Source organism: Brucella oryzae, from assembly GCF_041929965.1.
Lineage (GTDB): Bacteria > Pseudomonadota > Alphaproteobacteria > Rhizobiales > Rhizobiaceae > Brucella > Brucella oryzae.
Genome location: NZ_JBHEEO010000006.1, coordinates 232,893 through 251,017, shown reverse-complemented (window position 1 = coordinate 251,017; position 18,125 = coordinate 232,893). Strand labels below are relative to the sequence as shown.

The following is an 18,125-nucleotide window of genomic DNA, read 5'->3' as shown; positions in this document are numbered from 1 at the left end:
TCTAGCGGTTAGGACAGCGCCCTTTCACGGCGCAGACAGGGGTTCGATTCCCCTTGGGCGTACCATTGCTGGTTTTTCATTTTTCCCTTACAATTCAGTTTGTTAGCGCGTTATAAAGCGCTGTCGCATACTGTCTGAACTTATTCACAGACAAGTGAAAAAGGGGCTTGCATGTCGGAAATTTCCTGACTATAAGCGCCCCACACCAGCAGGCGCCCATCGTCTAGCGGTTAGGACAGCGCCCTTTCACGGCGCAGACAGGGGTTCGATTCCCCTTGGGCGTACCATTGCTGGTTTTTCTTTCTCCAGATTTGACGCAAATATTACTGGCTGAATTGCCGGGATATTGCTACGCGCCAGGCTGCAACCTTTTCGAAAGGACAGCGTGATGTCGAAAGCAACAGCATTCGTTCCCACCGCCCATGCCAGCCGCTACCTGCAGCAGCTTTGCAAACATTGGGCGCACAAATTCACGGTCGAATTCACGCCGGAACACGGCACTATCGATCTTGGCGAGAATCGTCTCGTGATTCTTGATGCCGATACAGAAAAACTGACTACAACGGTTGAAACCTCAGAAGAAAACCTCGTCCGCCTCGAAGAGGTGGTGGCAAGTCACGTCGTACGCTTCGCTTTTCGCGAGGAGCTCGTCTTCAACTGGGTAAAACAGTAACAAAAGCGAGCGCGTTTACCCTATCTGTAAAAAGCCCGCAAATTGCCCGGAATAGCCATTATCGCATCACAATCCGGGCAAATTCTCCCGCGAAATTCTTCCCAGCTTTGAACGACTGATTTGATGGGGAAGACTAATGACAAGCGAAACAAGAACCACCCTCACCTTTCTCGGTGCTGGCCTCGTTGCTGCAGCGATGGTTCTCGGCGCGGATATGAGTTTGGCCGACGTTATCAAGGCGCTGTTTTAGGCCAATCGCTCTCGTTTACCGACTATTTTCGCGAAGCAATCAGAAAACTCTTTCGCCCACTCGCCGAATAGATCTAAATCGGCGCATGATTTTTCAAACACCTTTGGTTACCGGCAGGCTGGAACGCCGCTACAAAAGATTTCTTGCCGACGTCACGCTTGACGATGGGCGCTTTATTACAGCTTCTGTACCCAATACCGGTTCGATGCTCGGATTGACTGCGCCGGGTTCCCGCGTTTGGCTGAGTGTTTCGGATGCCCCTCACCGCAAATATGCCCATACGCTGCAGATCGTCGAAGCGGATAACACGCTGGTCGGCGTAAACACCGGCTTGCCGAACCGGATCGCCGAAGAAGCAATCCTCAAGGGCCTCATTCCAGATCTCGCGGGATATGCCAGCCTCAAGCGCGAGCAGAAATATGGAAGAAACTCGCGCATCGATCTTTTGCTGGATGACGGCCCCCGTCAGCGAGCTTATGTCGAGGTCAAGAATGTGCATTTCATCCGTACACTTGGATTGGCAGAATTTCCCGATACAGTGACAGCGCGCGGCGCAAAACATCTTGATGAACTCGTCGACGTGGTTGCCGCTGGTCATCGGGGGGTGATGTTGTTTATTATCCAGCGAAACGATTGCAGCAGATTCAGCATTTCCGGCGATCTTGATCCCACTTACGCACGCGCTTTTGAACGTGCGCGTGCAAACGGGGTTGAGGCTTGGGCTGTTCGGTGCCACATAACGGATAATAGCATTGACGCCACTGAAGTGGTGCCGATTGAGTAGACTAAGACGGATCGAGTGATGGTAACCTATATCGAAGCGACAAGTGCACCCATGAAGTATACGGGCCAGATCAGGCTCTATGGCCCCGAGGCTTTCGAGGGTATGCGCACAGTTTGCAATCTGACGGCACGCTGTCTTGATGCCCTCAACGATATCGTCAAGCCGGGCGTGACGACCAATGAAATCGACCGTTTCGTGTTCGAGTTCGGCATGGATCAGGGCGCATTTCCGGCAACGCTGAATTACCGCGGCTATACGAAATCAACCTGCACGTCGATCAATCACGTCGTCTGCCATGGCATTCCGAACGAGAAGCCGCTGCGTGAGGGCGATATCGTCAATATCGACGTGACCTATCTCCTCGATGGCTGGCACGGCGATTCAAGCCGTATGTATGCAGTGGGCGGAATCAAGCGCGCCGCCGAGCGGTTGCTTGAAGTCACCTATGAAAGCCTGCTGCGCGGGATTGCAGCCGTCAAACCTGGTGTGAAGACTGGCGCCATCGGCGCTGCGATCCAGTCCTATGCCGAAGGCGAACGCTGCTCTGTCGTGCGTGATTTCTGCGGCCACGGTGTCGGGCAGCTGTTCCATGACGCCCCGAATATCCTGCATTACGGCACGCCGAATGAGGGTGTAGAAATCAAGGAAGGCATGATCTTCACGATCGAGCCCATGATCAATCTCGGCAAGCCGCATGTGAAGGTCCTTGCTGATGGCTGGACGGCGGTCACCAGAGATCGTTCGCTGACAGCGCAATATGAGCATACGGTCGGCGTCACGAAAGACGGCTGTGAGATATTTACTCTCTCCCCAGCCAATGTCTTCGGACCGCCTTCCATGAGATAATGGTGTAGTGATATTATCTCGATAATTGTCTGGTCTGTTTTTGCGGGGGTTTAAACAGGATGGCAAAAAGCAAGAATGAGCCGGGTAGCACCGAGTTGCCCGGCTTCAGCGATACGCTCCAACTGACGCCGAAGATCGACAAGCCGCATTATTCCGGGCATCGCGATCGTCTCAAACAGCGCTTCCGAGAGGCTCCCGACGCGCTGGCGGATTATGAATTGCTCGAGATGCTGTTGTTTCGCGCCATTCGCCGCGCCGACACAAAGCCGCTTGCCAAGGCTCTGCTGATGCGGTTCGGCTCGATTGCCGAAGTACTGGCCGCCCCCGAAAAACTGATCGCAGAAATTCCCGGTGCAGGCCCCACCGTTGCGCATGAACTCAAGCTTGTGGAAGCCGTCGCCAAGCGAAGTGCCCGTAGCACTGTCATGGAGCGCGAAGTACTTGGTTCCTGGACTAAGGTGATTGAATATTGCACCACCGCCATGGCTTACGAGACCCGCGAACAGTTCCGCATCCTGTTTCTCGACAAGAAGAACAAGCTGATTGCTGATGAAGTCCAGCAGACAGGCACGGTGGACCACACACCTGTTTACCCGCGTGAGGTCGTCAAACGAGCTCTGGAGCTCTCGGCCACCGCCATTATTCTGGTCCACAACCATCCTTCCGGCGACCCGACGCCATCACGCGCCGATATCGACATGACCAAGCAGCTCGTCAATGCTGCCAAGGCACTCAACATCACGGTACACGACCATGTCATTGTCGGAAAACACGGCCATACCAGCTTCCGCGGACTGGGATTGATCTAGCTGCCCTTTGAAAATTCTATTGTTACGGTTTGTTAAGCATAGCGCGAAGAATGGTTGCGCAATGCATGGAAATCGCTCGAATTTTCTTAAATTTAGACACAATCAGAGGTGAGACGAAACCCAGTTCGAAGGCACGGCTTTTCGATGGTTTCAGAGCGCACCCCGAAAAGTTTGAAACGGTTTTCGGAAAAGGTGCGCGTAAATGCAAATGATTGGAGCGCCGATCTGAGCCAATCAGATCGAAACGCGTCCCAATGAATTCAGTCATGTTTCCCGCCAGCGTTTCCAGACGGGAAAATCGGAGTAAAAATGTTGAAGCGTTCTATCACCGCAGTGGCGCTTGGCGCCGCAATCGTCGCTTTTGCAGGGTCGGCTTTCGCAGCCGACATGATGGGAGCAACGGACTATTCCTATAACGATCCGGTTGCCAGCGGCCCGCATGACTGGTCCGGCAATTATATCGGCGCACAGATCGGCGCTTCGTCGTCCAAGGTCCCTGGCCCCTTCACCAACCGTACCGGTGCTCTGGGCGGCATTGTCGTCGGCAAGAACATGCAGAGCGGCAATGTCGTATTCGGCGCAGAACTTGAGGGCAACTTTGCCGAAGCCGAACATCGCATCGGAAACGGTGGCAGCCTTCAGCAATCATGGAACGGCAATGCCAAGGGCAAGGTCGGCTACGCTTTCGACAAAACGCTCGTTTACGGCACTGCCGGTTATGGCGTGACCCGCTTCAAGGCCAAGGACAACACCACCTCGGCTCCAGGCTGGGAAGGCGGCGCAATGATCGGTGCCGGTGTAGAACAGGCGCTGACCGGCCCGCTTTCCGTCAAGGCTGAGTATGACTTCCAGCGCTTCAGCGACGTGAAGTCCCGCGTCAACGGCGTTGAACAGCGCAACAATCTGAAGAACCATTCGATCAAGGCTGGTTTGAACTACAAATTCTAGTCGTTACGGCGGGTGCGAAGTTTATTCTCTTTTCGCATCAAGCAATTCTGCTTTTGCACAAAGGGCTGCGTTTTAGAGCGCAGCCCTTTCGTTTTGCATAAATTTATCTTCATTTCGCAGTCTGACTACGTCATTCGATGGCTTGACTCCGACAGGCACTAAACGATTATAAATTGGGAGTGGAAGTGCGGGGAACAATAAGAGCGAAAAGCTCAACCACCATATCGGGAGGTTATCTTACCTTGCCGTGTTGTTTCCTTGCGCCTGAACACTTGGATATGTGGATCTGCTGTCGCAGACCATGCAGTCAGGAATGAAAGAATGCAGCGCGTTTTTGACGGACATAACGATGTCCTTCTGCGGCTTTGGGAAAATGCCCGCAAGGGCGAAGACCCGATCAAGGAATTTACCGTCGGGACGGATATCGGCCATATCGATCTGCCCCGCTCACGCAAAGGCGGTCTCGCCGGTGGTATATGCGCCATCTACATACCTTCGGGCGAGCATATAGAACTGGGCAAGCCTGATACCAACGGCCACTACGAAACACCACTTTCAGCGCCGCTGGAACGCAGTCCCTCCCTCGACATCGCTCTCGAAATGGCAGCCATTGCGCTGAGGCTGGAAGCTGCGGGCGGCTGGAAGCTCTGCCGCAACGGTCGTGAACTCGACGAAACGCTGAACAGCGACACATTCGCCGCCGTGCTCCATATGGAAGGCTGCGAAGCCATCGATGCCGATCTGGCAGCACTTGAAGTCTTTTATGCTGCCGGCCTGCGTTCGCTTGGGCCCGTCTGGAGCCGAAACAATATTTTCGCCCATGGCGTGCCATTCGCCTATCCGATGAGCCCCGATACAGGTCCCGGCCTGACCGATGCGGGCAAGCGTCTGGTCAAGGCATGCAACGCCAAGGGCATTCTGATCGATCTGGCGCATATCACCGAAAAGGGTTTCTGGGATGTGGCCGAACTAAGCGATCAGCCGCTGGTCGCCAGCCATTCCAATGCGCACGCCCTCACCCCAGTCGCCCGCAACCTGACCGACCGTCAGCTCGATGCGATCCGCGAGAGCAAGGGCCTTGCCGGACTGAACTACGCCACAACGATGCTGCGCGCGGACGGCAAGGAAGACGCCAACACGCCGCTTACCGATGTGGTTCGCCATGTGGATTACATGGTTGAACGCATGGGCATCGACTGCGTGTCCCTTGGTTCGGATTATGACGGCGCAACAATTCCAGCCGAAATCGGCGATGCTGCCGGAACCCAGAACCTTGTGATGGCCTTGCAAAAGGCCGGATATAACGATGAGGAATTGGCAAAGCTTTGCCGGGGCAACTGGATCAGAGTCCTGAAACAGGCATGGCACGAAGCCTGACATACAGATACAATCCAACAAAATCCCAACAAGAATACAGAAAGGGAACTCAAACATGATGCATTTCGGACGTTTTCGTATTCTGGCCGCCGGTGCAGCACTTGCCGCCGTGCTGGCCGCAAATCCGGCCTGGTCGGCAACGCCTGCCGACACGCTGGTTCAAGCATGGGCCATCGATGACACCATCACGCTGGACCCGGCAGAATCCTTCGAACTGAGCCCGGCCGAATTCATTGGTAACGCCTATGACATGCTCGTTCGTCTCGACATCAACGACACGTCTAAAGTCGTACCGGGTGTTGCTGAAAGCTGGACCGTTTCCGACGACGGCCTCACCTATACGTTCAAGCTGAAGAAGGACATCAAGTTCGCTTCCGGCAACCCGATTACCTCTGCCGATGTGGCTTATTCTTTTGAGCGCGCCGTGCGTCTCGACAAGAGCCCGGCTTTCATCCTGACGCAGTTTGGCCTGACCAAGGACAACGTCAACGAAAAGGCAAAAGCCGTGGACGACGAAACCTTCGTCTTCACCGTCGACAAGCCGTATGCACCGAGCTTCGTGCTGAACTGCCTGACCGCTACGGTCGCTGCTATCGTCGACAAGAAGCTTCTCGAAGAACATGCCGAGAAGGTTACGCCGACAGATGATTACAAATACGACACCGACTATGCCAATGCATGGCTGAAAACCAAGTCGGCGGGCTCGGGGCCGTTCACGATCCGCGAATGGCGCGCCAATGAAGTCGTCATCCTGGAACGCAACGACAATTTCTATGGCGAGAAGGCCAAGCTCAAGCGCGTCTTCTATCGTCACGTCAAGGAAAGCGCAACGCAGCGCCTGATGCTTGAGTCCGGCGACGTCGATGTGGCCCGCAATCTGGAGCCGGGCGACTATGAGGCCGTTCTGAAGAACGACAAGCTGACCACCGCCAGCGCCGCCAAGGGCACGGTCTATTACATCAGCCTCAATCAGAAGAACGAGAACCTGGCCAAGCCGGAAGTTCGCGAAGCGTTCAAATATCTGGTCGATTACGATGCAATCGGTTCGACCCTCATCAAGGGCATTGGTGAAATCCGCCAGACCTATCAGGCCAAGGGCGTTCTTGGTGCGCTCGATGCTGCGCCGTACAAGCTCGACGTAGCCAAGGCGAAGGAACTTCTCGCCAAGGCGGGCTTGAAGGACGGTCTCTCGGTCACGTTCGACGTTCGTAACGGACAGCCGGTCACCGGCATTGCCGAATCCTTCCAGCAGACCGCTGCTCAGGCTGGCGTGAAGATCGAAATCATCCCCGGCGACGGCAAGCAGACGCTGACCAAGTATCGTGCCCGTAACCACGATATGTATATCGGACAGTGGGGCATGGATTATTGGGATCCGAATTCCAACGCCGAAGCCTTCACGAGCAATCCGGACAACAGCGATGACGCATCTGTCAAGACGCTTGCCTGGCGCAACGCCTGGGATATTCCTGAGCTGACCAAACAGACGCAGGCTGCACTTCTGGAACGCGACAACGACAAGCGTGCCGAGGAATACAAGAAGCTTCAGCAGGAAGCTCTCGATCAGAGCCCGTTCGTCATGTTGTTCCAGCAGGTTGAAGTTGCCGGCATTGGCAGCAACGTGAAGGGCTACAAGCTCGGCCCAACGTTCGATTCCAACTTCCTGGCGCCTGTCAGCAAGGAATAGTCGACCGCGCCTCGGCGCATGAAAGCTTTTCATGCGTTGAATCGGCTTTAAAACAAGAGGATGGAGCGGTTTTCTGAATCAAAAAGGAAAGCCGCTTCAAAGCATTTCCAGCGAACCGGTTTCGCTTCCAGAAATGCGTAGCAACAGAAAATGGAACGGCTCATCAAACCGTTCTAGAGCTTTTCAAGCAAAGATGACTGAAGCTTCAGACCGGAACCTGTTCTGAAACGCTCTCATTTATCGGAAGCGGTCAAAACATTGAGTAACACTGGAACCACCAAAAAGGTAAGGCGAGCGCCGCGACGTTCAACAGTCCTTGCCGCGTCGTTAGCCAGTTTTCTGGTTATCGTCATAACGACCTATCTGGGCCTTCTGGCCGTCACTTTCTTTATCGGTCGCGTGGTACCGATCGACCCTGTGCTTGCCATCGTTGGCGACCGCGCTCCTGCGCATGTCGTAGCGCGTGTGCGGGAAGAAATGGGCTTCAACCTGCCCTATTATCAGCAGTTCTATCTTTACGTGAAAGGCGTGCTGCAAGGCGATTTCGGCACTTCGGTGCTCACCACCAATGCGGTCATGACGGACATCCGCCGCGTCTTCCCGGCAACGATGGAACTCGCCACCGTAGGCACCATCATCGGCGCTTTATTCGGCATTCCGCTTGGAGTTCTCGCCGCGGTGAAGCGCGGCAGCCTCGTCGACCAGATTGTGCGCGTGATCGGCCTTGTCGGCTATTCAGTGCCGATCTTCTGGCTCGGCATGCTTGCGCTTCTGATTTTCTATGCGCGGCTCGGCTGGACCTCCGGTCCCGGACGCATCGACATCACATTCGAATATACGTTCACGCCAATCACCGGCTTCTATCTGATCGACGCAATTCTCCAGCGCGACTGGCCGGCGCTCAGGGACATTATCTCCCATCTCATCCTGCCGTCAGCTTTGCTCGGTTACTTCTCTTTGGCCTATATCAGCCGCATGACGCGTTCCTTCATGCTCAATGAGCTGGAACAGGAATATATCGTTGCCGCTCGTGCCAAAGGCATTTCGGAAACCCGCATCATCTGGGGTCACGCGCTGCGCAATGCCGCAGTCCCGCTCGTAACCGTGATTGCGCTTTCCTATGCCGGACTTCTGGAAGGTTCGGTACTGACCGAAACCATCTTCTCCTGGCCTGGCCTCGGACTCTACATCACCAATTCACTCCAAAACGCTGATATGAATGCCGTTCTCGGTGGCACCATCGTCATCGGGTCGGTCTTTATCGCGCTCAACCTCGTGTCCGATCTTCTCTATCGGCTTCTCGATCCAAGGACGCGCGCACGATGAGCCAAATGACAAATAGTTCCAACCTCTCATGGCGCGAATGGCTGCTGACCGAACGTCCGCAGTCGCGCACGCAGGCCCGCCTCGGTCGGGCCTATATGGTCTGGCGGCGGTTCACCGCCAACAAACTGGCCGTGCTTGGCCTCCTCATCATCATCGGCCTGCTCGTCGTTGCTGCACTGGCCGATGTGCTGGCACCGCACTCGCCGGTTGCTGGTGATCTCGCCAATGCACGACTTCTGCCGCCGGGAACGCCTGGCTATCTGCTCGGCACTGACGATCAGGGCCGTGATATTCTCTCGCGCCTGATCTATGGCTCGCGCCTCACCCTCTATGTAGTGCTGCTGGTTGCCATCATCGCCGCACCGATCGGCCTTCTGGTCGGTACTGTCGCCGGTTATGCTGGTGGCTGGGTCGATGCCGTGCTGATGCGCATTACCGATATCTTCCTCGCCTTCCCGAAGCTCATTCTGGCGCTCGCCTTTGTTGCCGCTCTCGGACCGGGCATCGAAAATGCCATCATTGCCATCGCGATCACCTCATGGCCACCCTATGCGCGTATTGCTCGCGCGGAAACGCTCACGGTGCGCAACTCGGATTATATCTCCGCCGTTCGCCTGATGGGCGCTTCGCCGATCCGCATCGTCGTGCGCCATATCATGCCGCTCTGCACATCTTCGCTGATCGTGCGTGTGACGCTCGACATGGCAGGCATCATCCTGACGGCTGCGGGTCTAGGCTTTCTCGGCCTTGGCGCCCAACCGCCATTGCCTGAATGGGGTGCGATGATCGCATCCGGTCGCCGCTTCATTCTCGACCAGTGGTGGGTTGCCGCCATGCCAGGCATCGCGATCCTGATCGTCAGCCTCGGCTTCAATCTGCTGGGCGATGGCCTGCGCGATGCGCTCGATCCGCGGGGTAACAACCAATGAAGCCTCTTCTGACCGTTGAAGACCTGCGCGTCACCTTCCCGACCCGCACAGGCGCAATCGAGGCCGTGCGCGGCGTCAGCTTCGAGCTGGGCCGCGAGCGCCTCGGCATCGTCGGCGAATCCGGTTCCGGTAAATCACAGACCGGCCGCGCCATCATGGGTCTCACACCACTGCATGCACAGATCACTGCCAAGAAACTCGAGTTTGACGGCATTGATCTTCTGAACGCCTCGGCGCGGGAACGGCGCGCCCTGCGCGGTGGCCGCATTGCCATGGTGTTGCAGGACCCGAAATATTCGCTCAACCCTGTCATGACCATCGGCAAGCAGATCGCCGAGACACTTAAGGCCCACGGCAAATTCAGCAGCGATGAAATCCGCAAGCGCTCCATCGCCATGCTAGAGGCCGTGCAGATTCGCGATGCAGAACGGGTGATGAAACTCTATCCGCACGAAGTTTCGGGCGGCATGGGCCAGCGCGTCATGATCGCCATGATGCTGGTGGCCGAACCGGAATTGCTGATTGCCGACGAACCGACCTCGGCCCTCGACGTGACCGTTCAGCTCGAAGTACTCGGCATTCTGGACGAGCTGGTTGCCGAACGCGGCATGGGGCTGATTTTCGTCAGCCATGACCTGCGCCTCGTTTCCTCATTCTGCGACCGCGTCATCGTGATGTATGCGGGTAAAATCGTGGAGGAAATCGCGGCGAAGGACCTCACCAATGCGAAACATCCTTATACGCAAGGATTGCTGAACTGCATGCCGAAAATCGGAGCTGATCGTCATCCCCTGCCAACCTTGCAGCGTGAGGAGGCATGGAAATTATGAGTACCGCATCTGCACTGAGCGTCGACAATATCGACGTCTATTTCGACCATTTCCATGCGCTGAAATCGGTGAGCATCGACGTAGCCCGTGGTGAATCCTACGGCCTCGTGGGTGAATCGGGCTCCGGTAAGTCGACCCTCCTGCGCGCTGTTGCAGGACTGGCACCCGTTGAAGACGGCGAAATCCGCATCGACGGGCAATTGCTGAAGACACCGCGCGACAAGGCATTCTATCGCAATGTCCAGATGGTGTTTCAGGACCCTTACGGCTCGCTGCATCCCCGGCAGACCGTGGATCGGCTGTTGCTGGAGCCGCTTGCCATCCATGGCGTCGGCGACACGGAACAGCGCATCGTGAAGGCGCTCGATGAAGTCGGCCTCGGCTCCGGCTTCCGCTTCCGCTATCCCCACCAGCTTTCGGGCGGCCAGCGCCAGCGTATCGCCATTGCCCGCGCATTGATCGTGGAACCCAGCATTCTGCTGCTCGACGAACCGACCTCGGCGCTCGACGCATCAGTTCAGGCGGAAGTGCTGAATCTGCTGGAACAGGTTCGCCGTGACCGCAACCTGACCTTCGTCATGGTCAGCCACGATCTTGGCGTTGTGACCCATATGTGCGACCGGCTTGCTGTCATGCGCAATGGAGAGGTCGTCGAGCAGTTACAAGCAAACGATCTTGTCAGCGGCAATATCCATGCCGACTATACGAAGAACCTGATGCGGGCGAGCGAAGGCTTCCGCAGGTAAACAAAAAGGGGACCTTCCGGTCCCTTTTTCATTGCATCAATCGTCGGATGCCTTGCGCGGTGTGTCGCCATCCTGCCCGCGCCGCCAATAGGCGACAATAAGCTGGCGGTCCTTCGGAACATTGCGTTCCTTGCGCATATAGGTGCGGATCGACCGGAACGCTTTGAACTCGCAACCGACCCAGACGTAAATGTCATCCTCGTCTTCCGGTAGTTCGACTGCGCACACCGCATCCTGCAACAATGTCGTCGTTCCGGCTTCCGCGCCGTTGCGGTTCAGCCACTGCAGATCAACGTCGGCTCGCGAGACTAGTTCCTGCTCTTCCGAGGCACTGCCGATCTCGACGCGTACGACTGCCTTGGCGCCTTCAGGCAACCGTTCCAGAATGCGCCCGATGGCGGGCAGCGCGGTTTCATCGCCCGCCAGCAGATACCACTTCGCATCGCCTGCATCGCCGCCGCCCGGACCGGTCATCCCGACGATATCGCCCGGCTTGGCGCCGACAGCCCAGCCCGAACCCGGCGCATCGCAATCATCGCCATGAACGACCATATCAATATCCACCCATCCGGCTGCGGGGTCGATGTTGCGGATCGTATAGACACGTGTGGCAAGCTTGACTTCGCCATCCGGCCAGACGGGGCGGCCATCTTCGCCGGTTGTGGGCCATTGCGGCTTCGCAAGACCTTCCGGCGGAAACAGCAGGCGGATATGAAGGCCCAACTGCGAGAAACGGAACAGGTTTTCGCCTTTCAGGCGAACACGGCGCATATGCGGCGTTACATTCGACACCGCGACAACCCGCATCTCACGGAAATAGGGCAGAGGCAGTCCGGCGGCCCCGTCACCTTCCCAGATAATCTTCGGCTTGGCGCTGCCCTTGTCGAGAAATTCCAGCACATGTTCGGCGATGGAATATTTCATATAGGCAAGACCGGTTTCGTCCTCGCTCGTGACGTCGACGCTAACCGTTTCATCATCCCATTGCACATCAGCCTTACCGAAGCTCAATACCAGCTTGGCCGTGCTGCCCTGACGATGCACATCAGCATGTTCGACAAAATGATCGAGAAGCTGATTGACCACATGACCGGCGTTCGTCAGTGCAAAGCGGGTATTGGCGTTGAGTTCGGACATGCCCGTCCTCCTTTGGGAAACAGTTTCCTCAGCCTTACCCGAATATAACATGACTGTTCAAGTCATCTTTTAGCTTTAAACCCGCAATAATTTAAACCCGCAATAAATTGTGACGGGCAGCGCCTGCCGCCAGACATCGAAAGAGCCGAGTGCGCCAGCCTGCGCAACGCCAAGGCGCGTCAATTCTCCGCCGAACGTCTCACGCCAGTTGAAAAGCAGCATCTCGCTTTGCAGGGTCACCGCATTGACGACAAGCCTGCCGCCCGGCTTCAAGGCATCCCAGCAGGCTTGCAGCACGCCTTCATCCGTTACGCCGCCGCCGATGAAAATCGCGTCCGGCGCCTCCAGCCCTTCCAGCGCTAACGGTGCTTCGCCCCTAACCAGCTGCAATCCGGGGACACCCAAAGCCGCGCGATTTCGCTCAATCATCACTTGCCGCTGTTCATTCGCTTCGATGGCAATCGCACGACATGAAGGATGAACGCGCATCCACTCAATGCCGATCGATCCGCAACCGGCGCCGACATCCCACAGCAATTGCCGCGGCAATGGCTGCAATCGCGACAGAGTAACAGCACGAACGTCGCGCTTGGTCAGCTGTCCGTCATTCTCAAAAGCTTCATCGGGCAGACCGGCGACGGGAGAAAATACATAAGCCGCCTGCGAGGCCATGCATTCAATCGCCAGAACATGCAGATCGGCACATCGCTCATGCGGCCAGTTTTCCGCTCTATCCTCTATCCGGCGTTCCTTCGAACCGCCCATGTGCTCAAGCACGGTCATCCGGCTTTGGCCAAATCCCTTCTCCTTGAGCATTGCCGCCGCCTTTGCCGGCGTTGAACCATCATTGCTGAGCACGAGAATTCTCTCCCCCGGCAGAATATGCGGGAGCAGCAATTCAAACGGACGGCCATGAACACTGACCGTTCGCACCTCCTGAAGCGACCAGCCCATCCGCGCCGCAGCCAATGAAAAAGCAGAGGGATGGGGCAGAACGCGCATTTCCTCCGGTGCAAAATGGCGGGAGAGCGATGCCCCGACGCCGAAGAACATCGGATCGCCGCTTGCCAGCACGACGACCGGCTGGCCGCGATGCGCCTCGATCATCGCGAAAGCTTCGTCGAATGGCGACGGCCAGCACACGCGCTCGGCCTTGATATCGCCGCCCAGGAAATCCAGATGCCGCCTGCCGCCGAAAATGACCTTGGCTGAAGCGAGTGCCGCAAGCGCGGTTTTCCCGAGTCCCTTCAACCCGTCTTCGCCGATCCCGATCACCGTCAGCCAGTGTGCCATGCGCGCTGCTCCTTTTCCCTGTTCGTATGGCGGGGCAGTAGCAAGTGCAAGCGGCAAGGCGTATAAGGCCACTATGTTGAGCCAGCAAAACAGCCCGACCGAAGCAACAAAACCCGACCGGCGCAATGCCTGCCCCGGCCTCTCGCGCATGGTTATGGCCAAAGATGGGGCCATTACCCGTATCAAACTGGGGCTCGGCCGCGTTTCCGCCGATCAGGCGCGGGCGGTGGCGGCGATAGCCGAACGTTTCGGAGCCGGTGCGATCGAGCTATCGATTCGCTCCAATATCCAGTTGCGCGGCATTGCGCCCGAACATTGGGGTCATGCGGTGGCAGCGCTTCACGAGGCTGGCCTCGGCGCGGACACGCCCGGCGCGGACGATATTCGCAATGTGATGGTCAGCCCCACCGCTGGCATTGACCGGGGCCAGATATGTGACGTTACCGAACTGGCATCATCCCTGCTCGCCATGGTGCAGTCGAATGAGGCTTTCCATGTCTTGTCGCCCAAATTCTCGTTCCAGATCGACGGCGGCGAAGACTGCGCAATGATTTCTCATCCCGGCGACATCTGGCTTTCGGCAATAGACGGCAAGACCTTTGCTTTTGGCCTTGCTTCGTCTCCAGACAGGGAAGCGCTGGGGGCTTTGGATGCGCAACACGCCCTGCCCTTCATCGAAGCGTTACTCCACCATTTTTTACGCCAAGGCAGTTTTGCACGGATGAAGCATCTATTCGAGGCCACCCCTCCACCAAAGTTTCTGGCGGAACTGGGCCGGGAGTTGTCATTTCCCATCCATTCGGCAACCGGCTGGAAGCGCAAGACACCGGTGCCATTCTCGCATCTCGGCAACAGCCAGCAATCTGACGGTTCATTTTATGTTGGCGCCATGCCGCTCGTGGGACGGCTGACACCGCAGCAACTCGCAGGTCTGGCAGACCTCACCGAAAGCGGAAAGCGTGAACTGCGCCTTACGCCGTGGCAAGGTGTTGTCCTGCCTTATGTAGACGAAACCCAGATTCGTGAAGTATCCGAGAAATTTCGTTTGCTTGACCTCAAAACGACAGCCGAAGCCCCACATGCGCGGCTTCGCGCCTGTTCGGGGTCGGATGGCTGCGCATCCGCGCTCGCCGACACACAGACGGATGGCAAGGAACTTGCCACACATTTGGCGCATGGAACAACCGCCGTTCACCTGACCGGATGCGCCAAATCATGCGCGGCGCTCGCACCCCTCCCCCATACGCTTCTGGCCCGCTCGGCAGGCCGCTATGATCTTTATGCACAAGACAGGACTGGACCATCGCGTTTCGGGCAGCTATTGGCGACAGATATCACCATTGACGAAGCGGCGCGCCTTCTGAACGCCCGACACTGATTAGAGTGGTCCCTATGACAGACTATATCCGCGACGGGCAGGCCATTTACGACCGGTCTTTCGCCATCATCCGCGCCGAGGCCGATCTAAGCCGGATATCAGCCGATCTGGAAAAGCTTGCAGTCCGTGTCATTCACGCCTGCGGCATGGTGGATGTGGTCAATGACCTCGCCTTCTCGGAAGGTGCAGGCAAGGCCGGACGCGATGCCCTGCTGGCAGGCGCGCCCATTCTCTGCGATGCGCGCATGGTGGCCGAAGGCATTACCCGTTCGCGCCTGCCCGCCAATAATGAGGTGATCTGCACGCTTGGCGATCCATCGGTTCCAGGGCTTGCGGCAAAGATCGGCAATACCCGCTCTGCCGCAGCGCTCGACCTCTGGCTGCCGCATCTCGGCAACAGCGTGGTTGCAATCGGCAACGCACCGACCGCCCTCTTTCGCCTGCTCGAACTGTTGGATGCCGGTGCGCCAAAACCGGCCCTCATCATCGGCATGCCGGTCGGCTTTGTCGGCGCGGCAGAATCCAAGGACGAGCTTGCCGCCAACAGTCACGGTGTGCCTTATGTGATCGTGCGCGGAAGACGCGGCGGCAGCGCCATGACGGCAGCGGCGGTCAATGCGCTCGCCTCGGAGCGCGAATAATGGCGGCAAAAGGCAGACTGTTTGGCCTCGGTGTCGGCCCCGGCGACCCGGAACTGATAACGCTGAAGGCGCTCCGCCTTCTCAAAAACGCGCCGGTCGTGGCCTATCACGCCGCCAAGGGCAAGAAGGGCAACGCCCTTGCAATCATTGAGGACTATCTTTCGCCGGAACAGATTCTGGTACCGCTCATCTATCCGGTGACGACGGAAAAACTCCCCGCACATATGGATTACGAGCAGATCGTCCGTGATTTCTATGGCGAGATAACGAACACCATAGCAAGCCATCTCGATCGCGGTCAGGATGTCGCCGTGATCGCGGAGGGTGATCCGTTTTTCTATGGCTCGTTCATGTATATTCACGACCGGCTTGCAGACCAGTATGAAACGGAAGTCGTGCCCGGCGTCTGTTCCGTCCTTGGCGCTTCTGCCGTGCTGGGCGCGCCACTGGTCTATCGCAATCAGACATTGTCCGTTCTCTCCGGCGTCATGAGCGCGGACGAACTGAAGCGGCGGCTCGCGGATACGGGTGCGGCGGCTATCATGAAGCTCGGCAAGAACCTCGACAAGGTTCGCGCCGTGCTGGTCGATCTCGGCCTGATGGACCGGGCGCTCTATGTCGAGCGCGCCACCATGTCCAATCAGCGCATTGTGCCACTCGCTGACGTCGATGGCGGCGACTGCCCCTATTTCTCGATCATTCTGGTTCCGGGGCAAAAATGGAACGGCGCATGATTCCCGCGATTCTGGTTCTCGGAGAAGCCGCAGTTCCTGCCGCACAGCGGATCGCAGCGGCACTCGAAGATGCCGAAATACGCGGCCTCCAGAACCGTGTTGCATCACTGGACAACACTTTCGTCCATTTCGGCGATGCGGTCAGATCGCTTTATGAGGAAGGCCGCCCCATCATTGCGCTTTGCGCAGCCGGTATCGTCATCCGGGCGCTGGCACCACTTCTTCAGAACAAGCGCATAGAACCGCCGGTTCTGGCCATAGCCGAAGATGGAAGCGCGGTTGTCCCGCTTCTGGGCGGGCTCTCCGGTGTCAATGACATGGCCCGGCAGATCGCAGCAGCGCTGAAAGTCGCGCCTGCCATAACCACGTCAGGAGAACTGCGATTCGGTATCAATCTGCTGCACCCGCCTGCCGAACTGACCCTTGCCAATCCCGACGACGCGAAAAATTTCACGTCGAACCTGCTTGCGGGACAGAAGGTGCGGCTTGACGGAACATCACGCTGGCTTGCAAATTCCAAACTGCCTTTCGCCGACGATGGCACTCTGACGATCAGCATAAGCCCGCACATCCGTCCAACGCGCTCGAACGAACTGACCTACCATCCGCGCGCTGTCGCCATTGCTGTCGATACGATCAGCGATAGCGTCGGGAAGGATATTGAGAACGCACTTGTCGAAGCCGGGATAGCCCGGCCGTCTCTGGCATTGCTTCTCGCCCATGAGAAAGATTGTGCCTCTCCCGTACTTCATCAGGCGGCGGCCAGTCTCGATATTCCGCTGCGTTATGTGGCAGATGCAGCGGATGCGCGTGAAATCGTCCTTCGCTGCGTGGAACAGCCGGTCGAACTGATAGAGCGCAATGGGTTTGCCATCGCCATTGCCCCTACACCGGCAGACGTTTTGTTTGTCGGTCGAAAACGCGGCAAGCTGGTCGTTGTCGGCCTTGGGCCTGGATCGCGCGAACTGATAACCTCTGCAGTCCAGCGCGAACTGGAACAGGCGGAAGATATTCTGGGCTATGAGACCTATGTGCGAATGGCCGAAGAAAACCTTCGTCCCTTTCGTGCCGATCAAACCGTTCACATGACCGATAATCGGGAAGAAATGCGGCGCGCGCGCCACGCATTCGAACTCGCGGCCTCGGGGCGCCATGTCGCCATGGTTTCTTCCGGCGACCCCGGTGTCTTTGCCATGGCTGCGGCAGTCGTCGAGGCGCTTCACGAAACGGATAATACCGCATGGCATGGCGTTGAGCTTGTCATCCAGCCCGGTATTTCTGCTGCAATGGCCGCCGCGTCGCGTATTGGAGCACCGCTGGGGCATGATTTTTGCATAATCTCGCTCTCGGACAATCTGAAGCCTTGGGAAATCATCGAAAAGCGCCTTGCGCTCGCTGCTGAGGCCGATTTCGCCATGGCATTCTATAATCCCATCTCCAAGGCACGTCCGCATCAGCTTGGTCGTGCACTGGAAATTCTGCGCCAGTATCGGTCCCCCGAAACGCCCGTCGTTCTTGGCCGCGACATAGGCAGACCGGCAGAGACGACACGGACAACCATGCTCGGTGCGTTGACGCCGGATGATGTCGACATGCGAACTGTCGTGATTGTGGGCTCGTCCCACACGCAAGTATTTACAAAGTCCGATGGCTGGGAATGGGTTTATACGCCGCGTTGGTACGGCGAAAAACCGGAGAAATGAAAAACAAAAAGGCAGGGAAATCCCTGCCTTTTTC

At 57.2% G+C, this 18,125-nt stretch carries 17 protein-coding genes and 1 tRNA gene; 16 read left to right on the top strand and 2 right to left on the bottom strand.

The features are described from left to right. The first annotated feature begins 212 nt into the window (after positions 1–212). The 12 genes from JNC70_RS08800 (at position 213) to JNC70_RS08745 (ending at position 11,205) form a co-directional block, all read left to right on the top strand. Positions 213–287, top strand: a tRNA-Glu gene (locus tag JNC70_RS08800). Positions 288–388: 101 nt separating this feature from the next. After that, positions 389–673 (top strand): DUF2218 domain-containing protein, encoded by a 285-nt coding sequence (locus JNC70_RS08795; protein ID WP_104755840.1) that lies wholly within the window; start codon positions 389–391, stop codon positions 671–673. A 335-nt stretch (positions 674–1,008) separates the two neighbouring features. Beyond that, positions 1,009–1,707 carry a DNA/RNA nuclease SfsA gene (gene sfsA, locus JNC70_RS08790; protein WP_104755841.1) on the top strand — a complete coding sequence of 233 codons (699 nt, stop codon included), beginning with the start codon at positions 1,009–1,011 and terminating at the stop codon, positions 1,705–1,707. Between the two features lie 18 nt (positions 1,708–1,725). Then, on the top strand, positions 1,726–2,553 hold the full coding sequence (map, locus tag JNC70_RS08785) for a type I methionyl aminopeptidase (protein ID WP_104755842.1): 828 nt from the start codon (positions 1,726–1,728) through the stop codon (positions 2,551–2,553). Positions 2,554–2,612: 59 nt separating this feature from the next. Further along, positions 2,613–3,362 (top strand): RadC family protein, encoded by a 750-nt coding sequence (gene radC / locus JNC70_RS08780; RefSeq protein WP_104755843.1) that lies wholly within the window; start codon positions 2,613–2,615, stop codon positions 3,360–3,362. Between the two features lie 309 nt (positions 3,363–3,671). Beyond that, the gene (locus JNC70_RS08775; RefSeq protein WP_104755844.1) at positions 3,672–4,310 is read left to right on the top strand and encodes an outer membrane protein; all 639 of its coding nucleotides are present in this window, start codon (positions 3,672–3,674) and stop codon (positions 4,308–4,310) included. Between the two features lie 321 nt (positions 4,311–4,631). Then, a complete protein-coding gene (locus JNC70_RS08770) occupies positions 4,632–5,687 on the top strand; it encodes a dipeptidase (protein ID WP_104755845.1) in 1,056 nt (351 codons plus the stop codon). 55 nt (positions 5,688–5,742) lie between these two features. Beyond that, entirely contained in the window at positions 5,743–7,374 is a 1,632-nt protein-coding gene (locus JNC70_RS08765) for an ABC transporter substrate-binding protein (protein ID WP_104755846.1), read from the top strand. A gap of 258 nt (positions 7,375–7,632) precedes the next feature. After that, positions 7,633–8,700, top strand: coding sequence for an ABC transporter permease (locus tag JNC70_RS08760; RefSeq protein ID WP_104755847.1), 1,068 nt, complete (start codon positions 7,633–7,635; stop codon positions 8,698–8,700). Continuing rightward, entirely contained in the window at positions 8,697–9,629 is a 933-nt protein-coding gene (locus JNC70_RS08755) for an ABC transporter permease (RefSeq protein ID WP_104755848.1), read from the top strand. The genes JNC70_RS08760 and JNC70_RS08755 overlap by 4 nt, the downstream gene beginning before the upstream one ends. Beyond that, complete coding sequence (locus JNC70_RS08750) at positions 9,626–10,459, top strand: ABC transporter ATP-binding protein (RefSeq protein WP_104755849.1); 834 nt, start codon at positions 9,626–9,628, stop codon at positions 10,457–10,459. Before JNC70_RS08755 ends, JNC70_RS08750 begins: the two co-directional genes overlap by 4 nt. After that, entirely contained in the window at positions 10,456–11,205 is a 750-nt protein-coding gene (locus tag JNC70_RS08745) for an ABC transporter ATP-binding protein (protein ID WP_104755850.1), read from the top strand. The genes JNC70_RS08750 and JNC70_RS08745 overlap by 4 nt, the downstream gene beginning before the upstream one ends. Positions 11,206–11,241: 36 nt before the next feature. Here JNC70_RS08745 and JNC70_RS08740 read toward each other — a convergent pair whose 3' ends face one another. Continuing rightward, entirely contained in the window at positions 11,242–12,342 is a 1,101-nt protein-coding gene (locus JNC70_RS08740; RefSeq protein WP_104755851.1) for a siderophore-interacting protein, read from the bottom strand. Between the two features lie 75 nt (positions 12,343–12,417). After that, the gene (gene cbiE / locus JNC70_RS08735; protein WP_104755852.1) at positions 12,418–13,635 is read right to left on the bottom strand and encodes a precorrin-6y C5,15-methyltransferase (decarboxylating) subunit CbiE; all 1,218 of its coding nucleotides are present in this window, start codon (positions 13,633–13,635) and stop codon (positions 12,418–12,420) included. Positions 13,636–13,708: 73 nt separating this feature from the next. Between cbiE and cobG the strand changes: the two genes are divergently transcribed. Genes cobG through cobJ form a run of 4 tightly spaced genes read left to right on the top strand, consistent with a single transcriptional unit; the run spans position 13,709 to position 18,091 of the window. Further along, on the top strand, positions 13,709–15,013 hold the full coding sequence (gene cobG / locus JNC70_RS08730) for a precorrin-3B synthase (protein WP_104755853.1): 1,305 nt from the start codon (positions 13,709–13,711) through the stop codon (positions 15,011–15,013). Positions 15,014–15,027: 14 nt separating this feature from the next. Then, positions 15,028–15,654: a precorrin-8X methylmutase gene (locus JNC70_RS08725; RefSeq protein ID WP_104755854.1), complete on the top strand. Its 627-nt coding sequence runs from the start codon at positions 15,028–15,030 to the stop codon at positions 15,652–15,654. Next, positions 15,654–16,388: a precorrin-2 C(20)-methyltransferase gene (locus JNC70_RS08720; RefSeq protein ID WP_104755855.1), complete on the top strand. Its 735-nt coding sequence runs from the start codon at positions 15,654–15,656 to the stop codon at positions 16,386–16,388. The genes JNC70_RS08725 and JNC70_RS08720 overlap by 1 nt, the downstream gene beginning before the upstream one ends. Then, complete coding sequence (gene cobJ / locus JNC70_RS08715) at positions 16,385–18,091, top strand: precorrin-3B C(17)-methyltransferase (RefSeq protein ID WP_208623454.1); 1,707 nt, start codon at positions 16,385–16,387, stop codon at positions 18,089–18,091. The genes JNC70_RS08720 and cobJ overlap by 4 nt, the downstream gene beginning before the upstream one ends. Positions 18,092–18,125 lie beyond the last annotated feature (34 nt).

Bases quoted from the DNA above. Each gene is read 5' to 3' on its own strand.
- JNC70_RS08795 (WP_104755840.1), top strand. From the start codon at position 389: ATGTCGAAAGCAACAGCATTCGTTCCCACCGCCCATGCCAGCCGCTAC.
- sfsA (WP_104755841.1), top strand. From the start codon at position 1,009: ATGATTTTTCAAACACCTTTGGTTACCGGCAGGCTGGAACGCCGCTAC.
- map (WP_104755842.1), top strand. From the start codon at position 1,726: ATGGTAACCTATATCGAAGCGACAAGTGCACCCATGAAGTATACGGGC.
- radC (WP_104755843.1), top strand. From the start codon at position 2,613: ATGGCAAAAAGCAAGAATGAGCCGGGTAGCACCGAGTTGCCCGGCTTC.
- JNC70_RS08775 (WP_104755844.1), top strand. From the start codon at position 3,672: ATGTTGAAGCGTTCTATCACCGCAGTGGCGCTTGGCGCCGCAATCGTC.
- JNC70_RS08770 (WP_104755845.1), top strand. From the start codon at position 4,632: ATGCAGCGCGTTTTTGACGGACATAACGATGTCCTTCTGCGGCTTTGG.
- JNC70_RS08765 (WP_104755846.1), top strand. From the start codon at position 5,743: ATGATGCATTTCGGACGTTTTCGTATTCTGGCCGCCGGTGCAGCACTT.
- JNC70_RS08755 (WP_104755848.1), top strand. From the start codon at position 8,697: ATGAGCCAAATGACAAATAGTTCCAACCTCTCATGGCGCGAATGGCTG.
- JNC70_RS08750 (WP_104755849.1), top strand. From the start codon at position 9,626: ATGAAGCCTCTTCTGACCGTTGAAGACCTGCGCGTCACCTTCCCGACC.
- JNC70_RS08745 (WP_104755850.1), top strand. From the start codon at position 10,456: ATGAGTACCGCATCTGCACTGAGCGTCGACAATATCGACGTCTATTTC.
- JNC70_RS08740 (WP_104755851.1), bottom strand. From the start codon at position 12,342: ATGTCCGAACTCAACGCCAATACCCGCTTTGCACTGACGAACGCCGGT.
- cbiE (WP_104755852.1), bottom strand. From the start codon at position 13,635: ATGGCACACTGGCTGACGGTGATCGGGATCGGCGAAGACGGGTTGAAG.
- cobG (WP_104755853.1), top strand. From the start codon at position 13,709: ATGTTGAGCCAGCAAAACAGCCCGACCGAAGCAACAAAACCCGACCGG.
- JNC70_RS08725 (WP_104755854.1), top strand. From the start codon at position 15,028: ATGACAGACTATATCCGCGACGGGCAGGCCATTTACGACCGGTCTTTC.
- JNC70_RS08720 (WP_104755855.1), top strand. From the start codon at position 15,654: ATGGCGGCAAAAGGCAGACTGTTTGGCCTCGGTGTCGGCCCCGGCGAC.
- cobJ (WP_208623454.1), top strand. From the start codon at position 16,385: ATGATTCCCGCGATTCTGGTTCTCGGAGAAGCCGCAGTTCCTGCCGCA.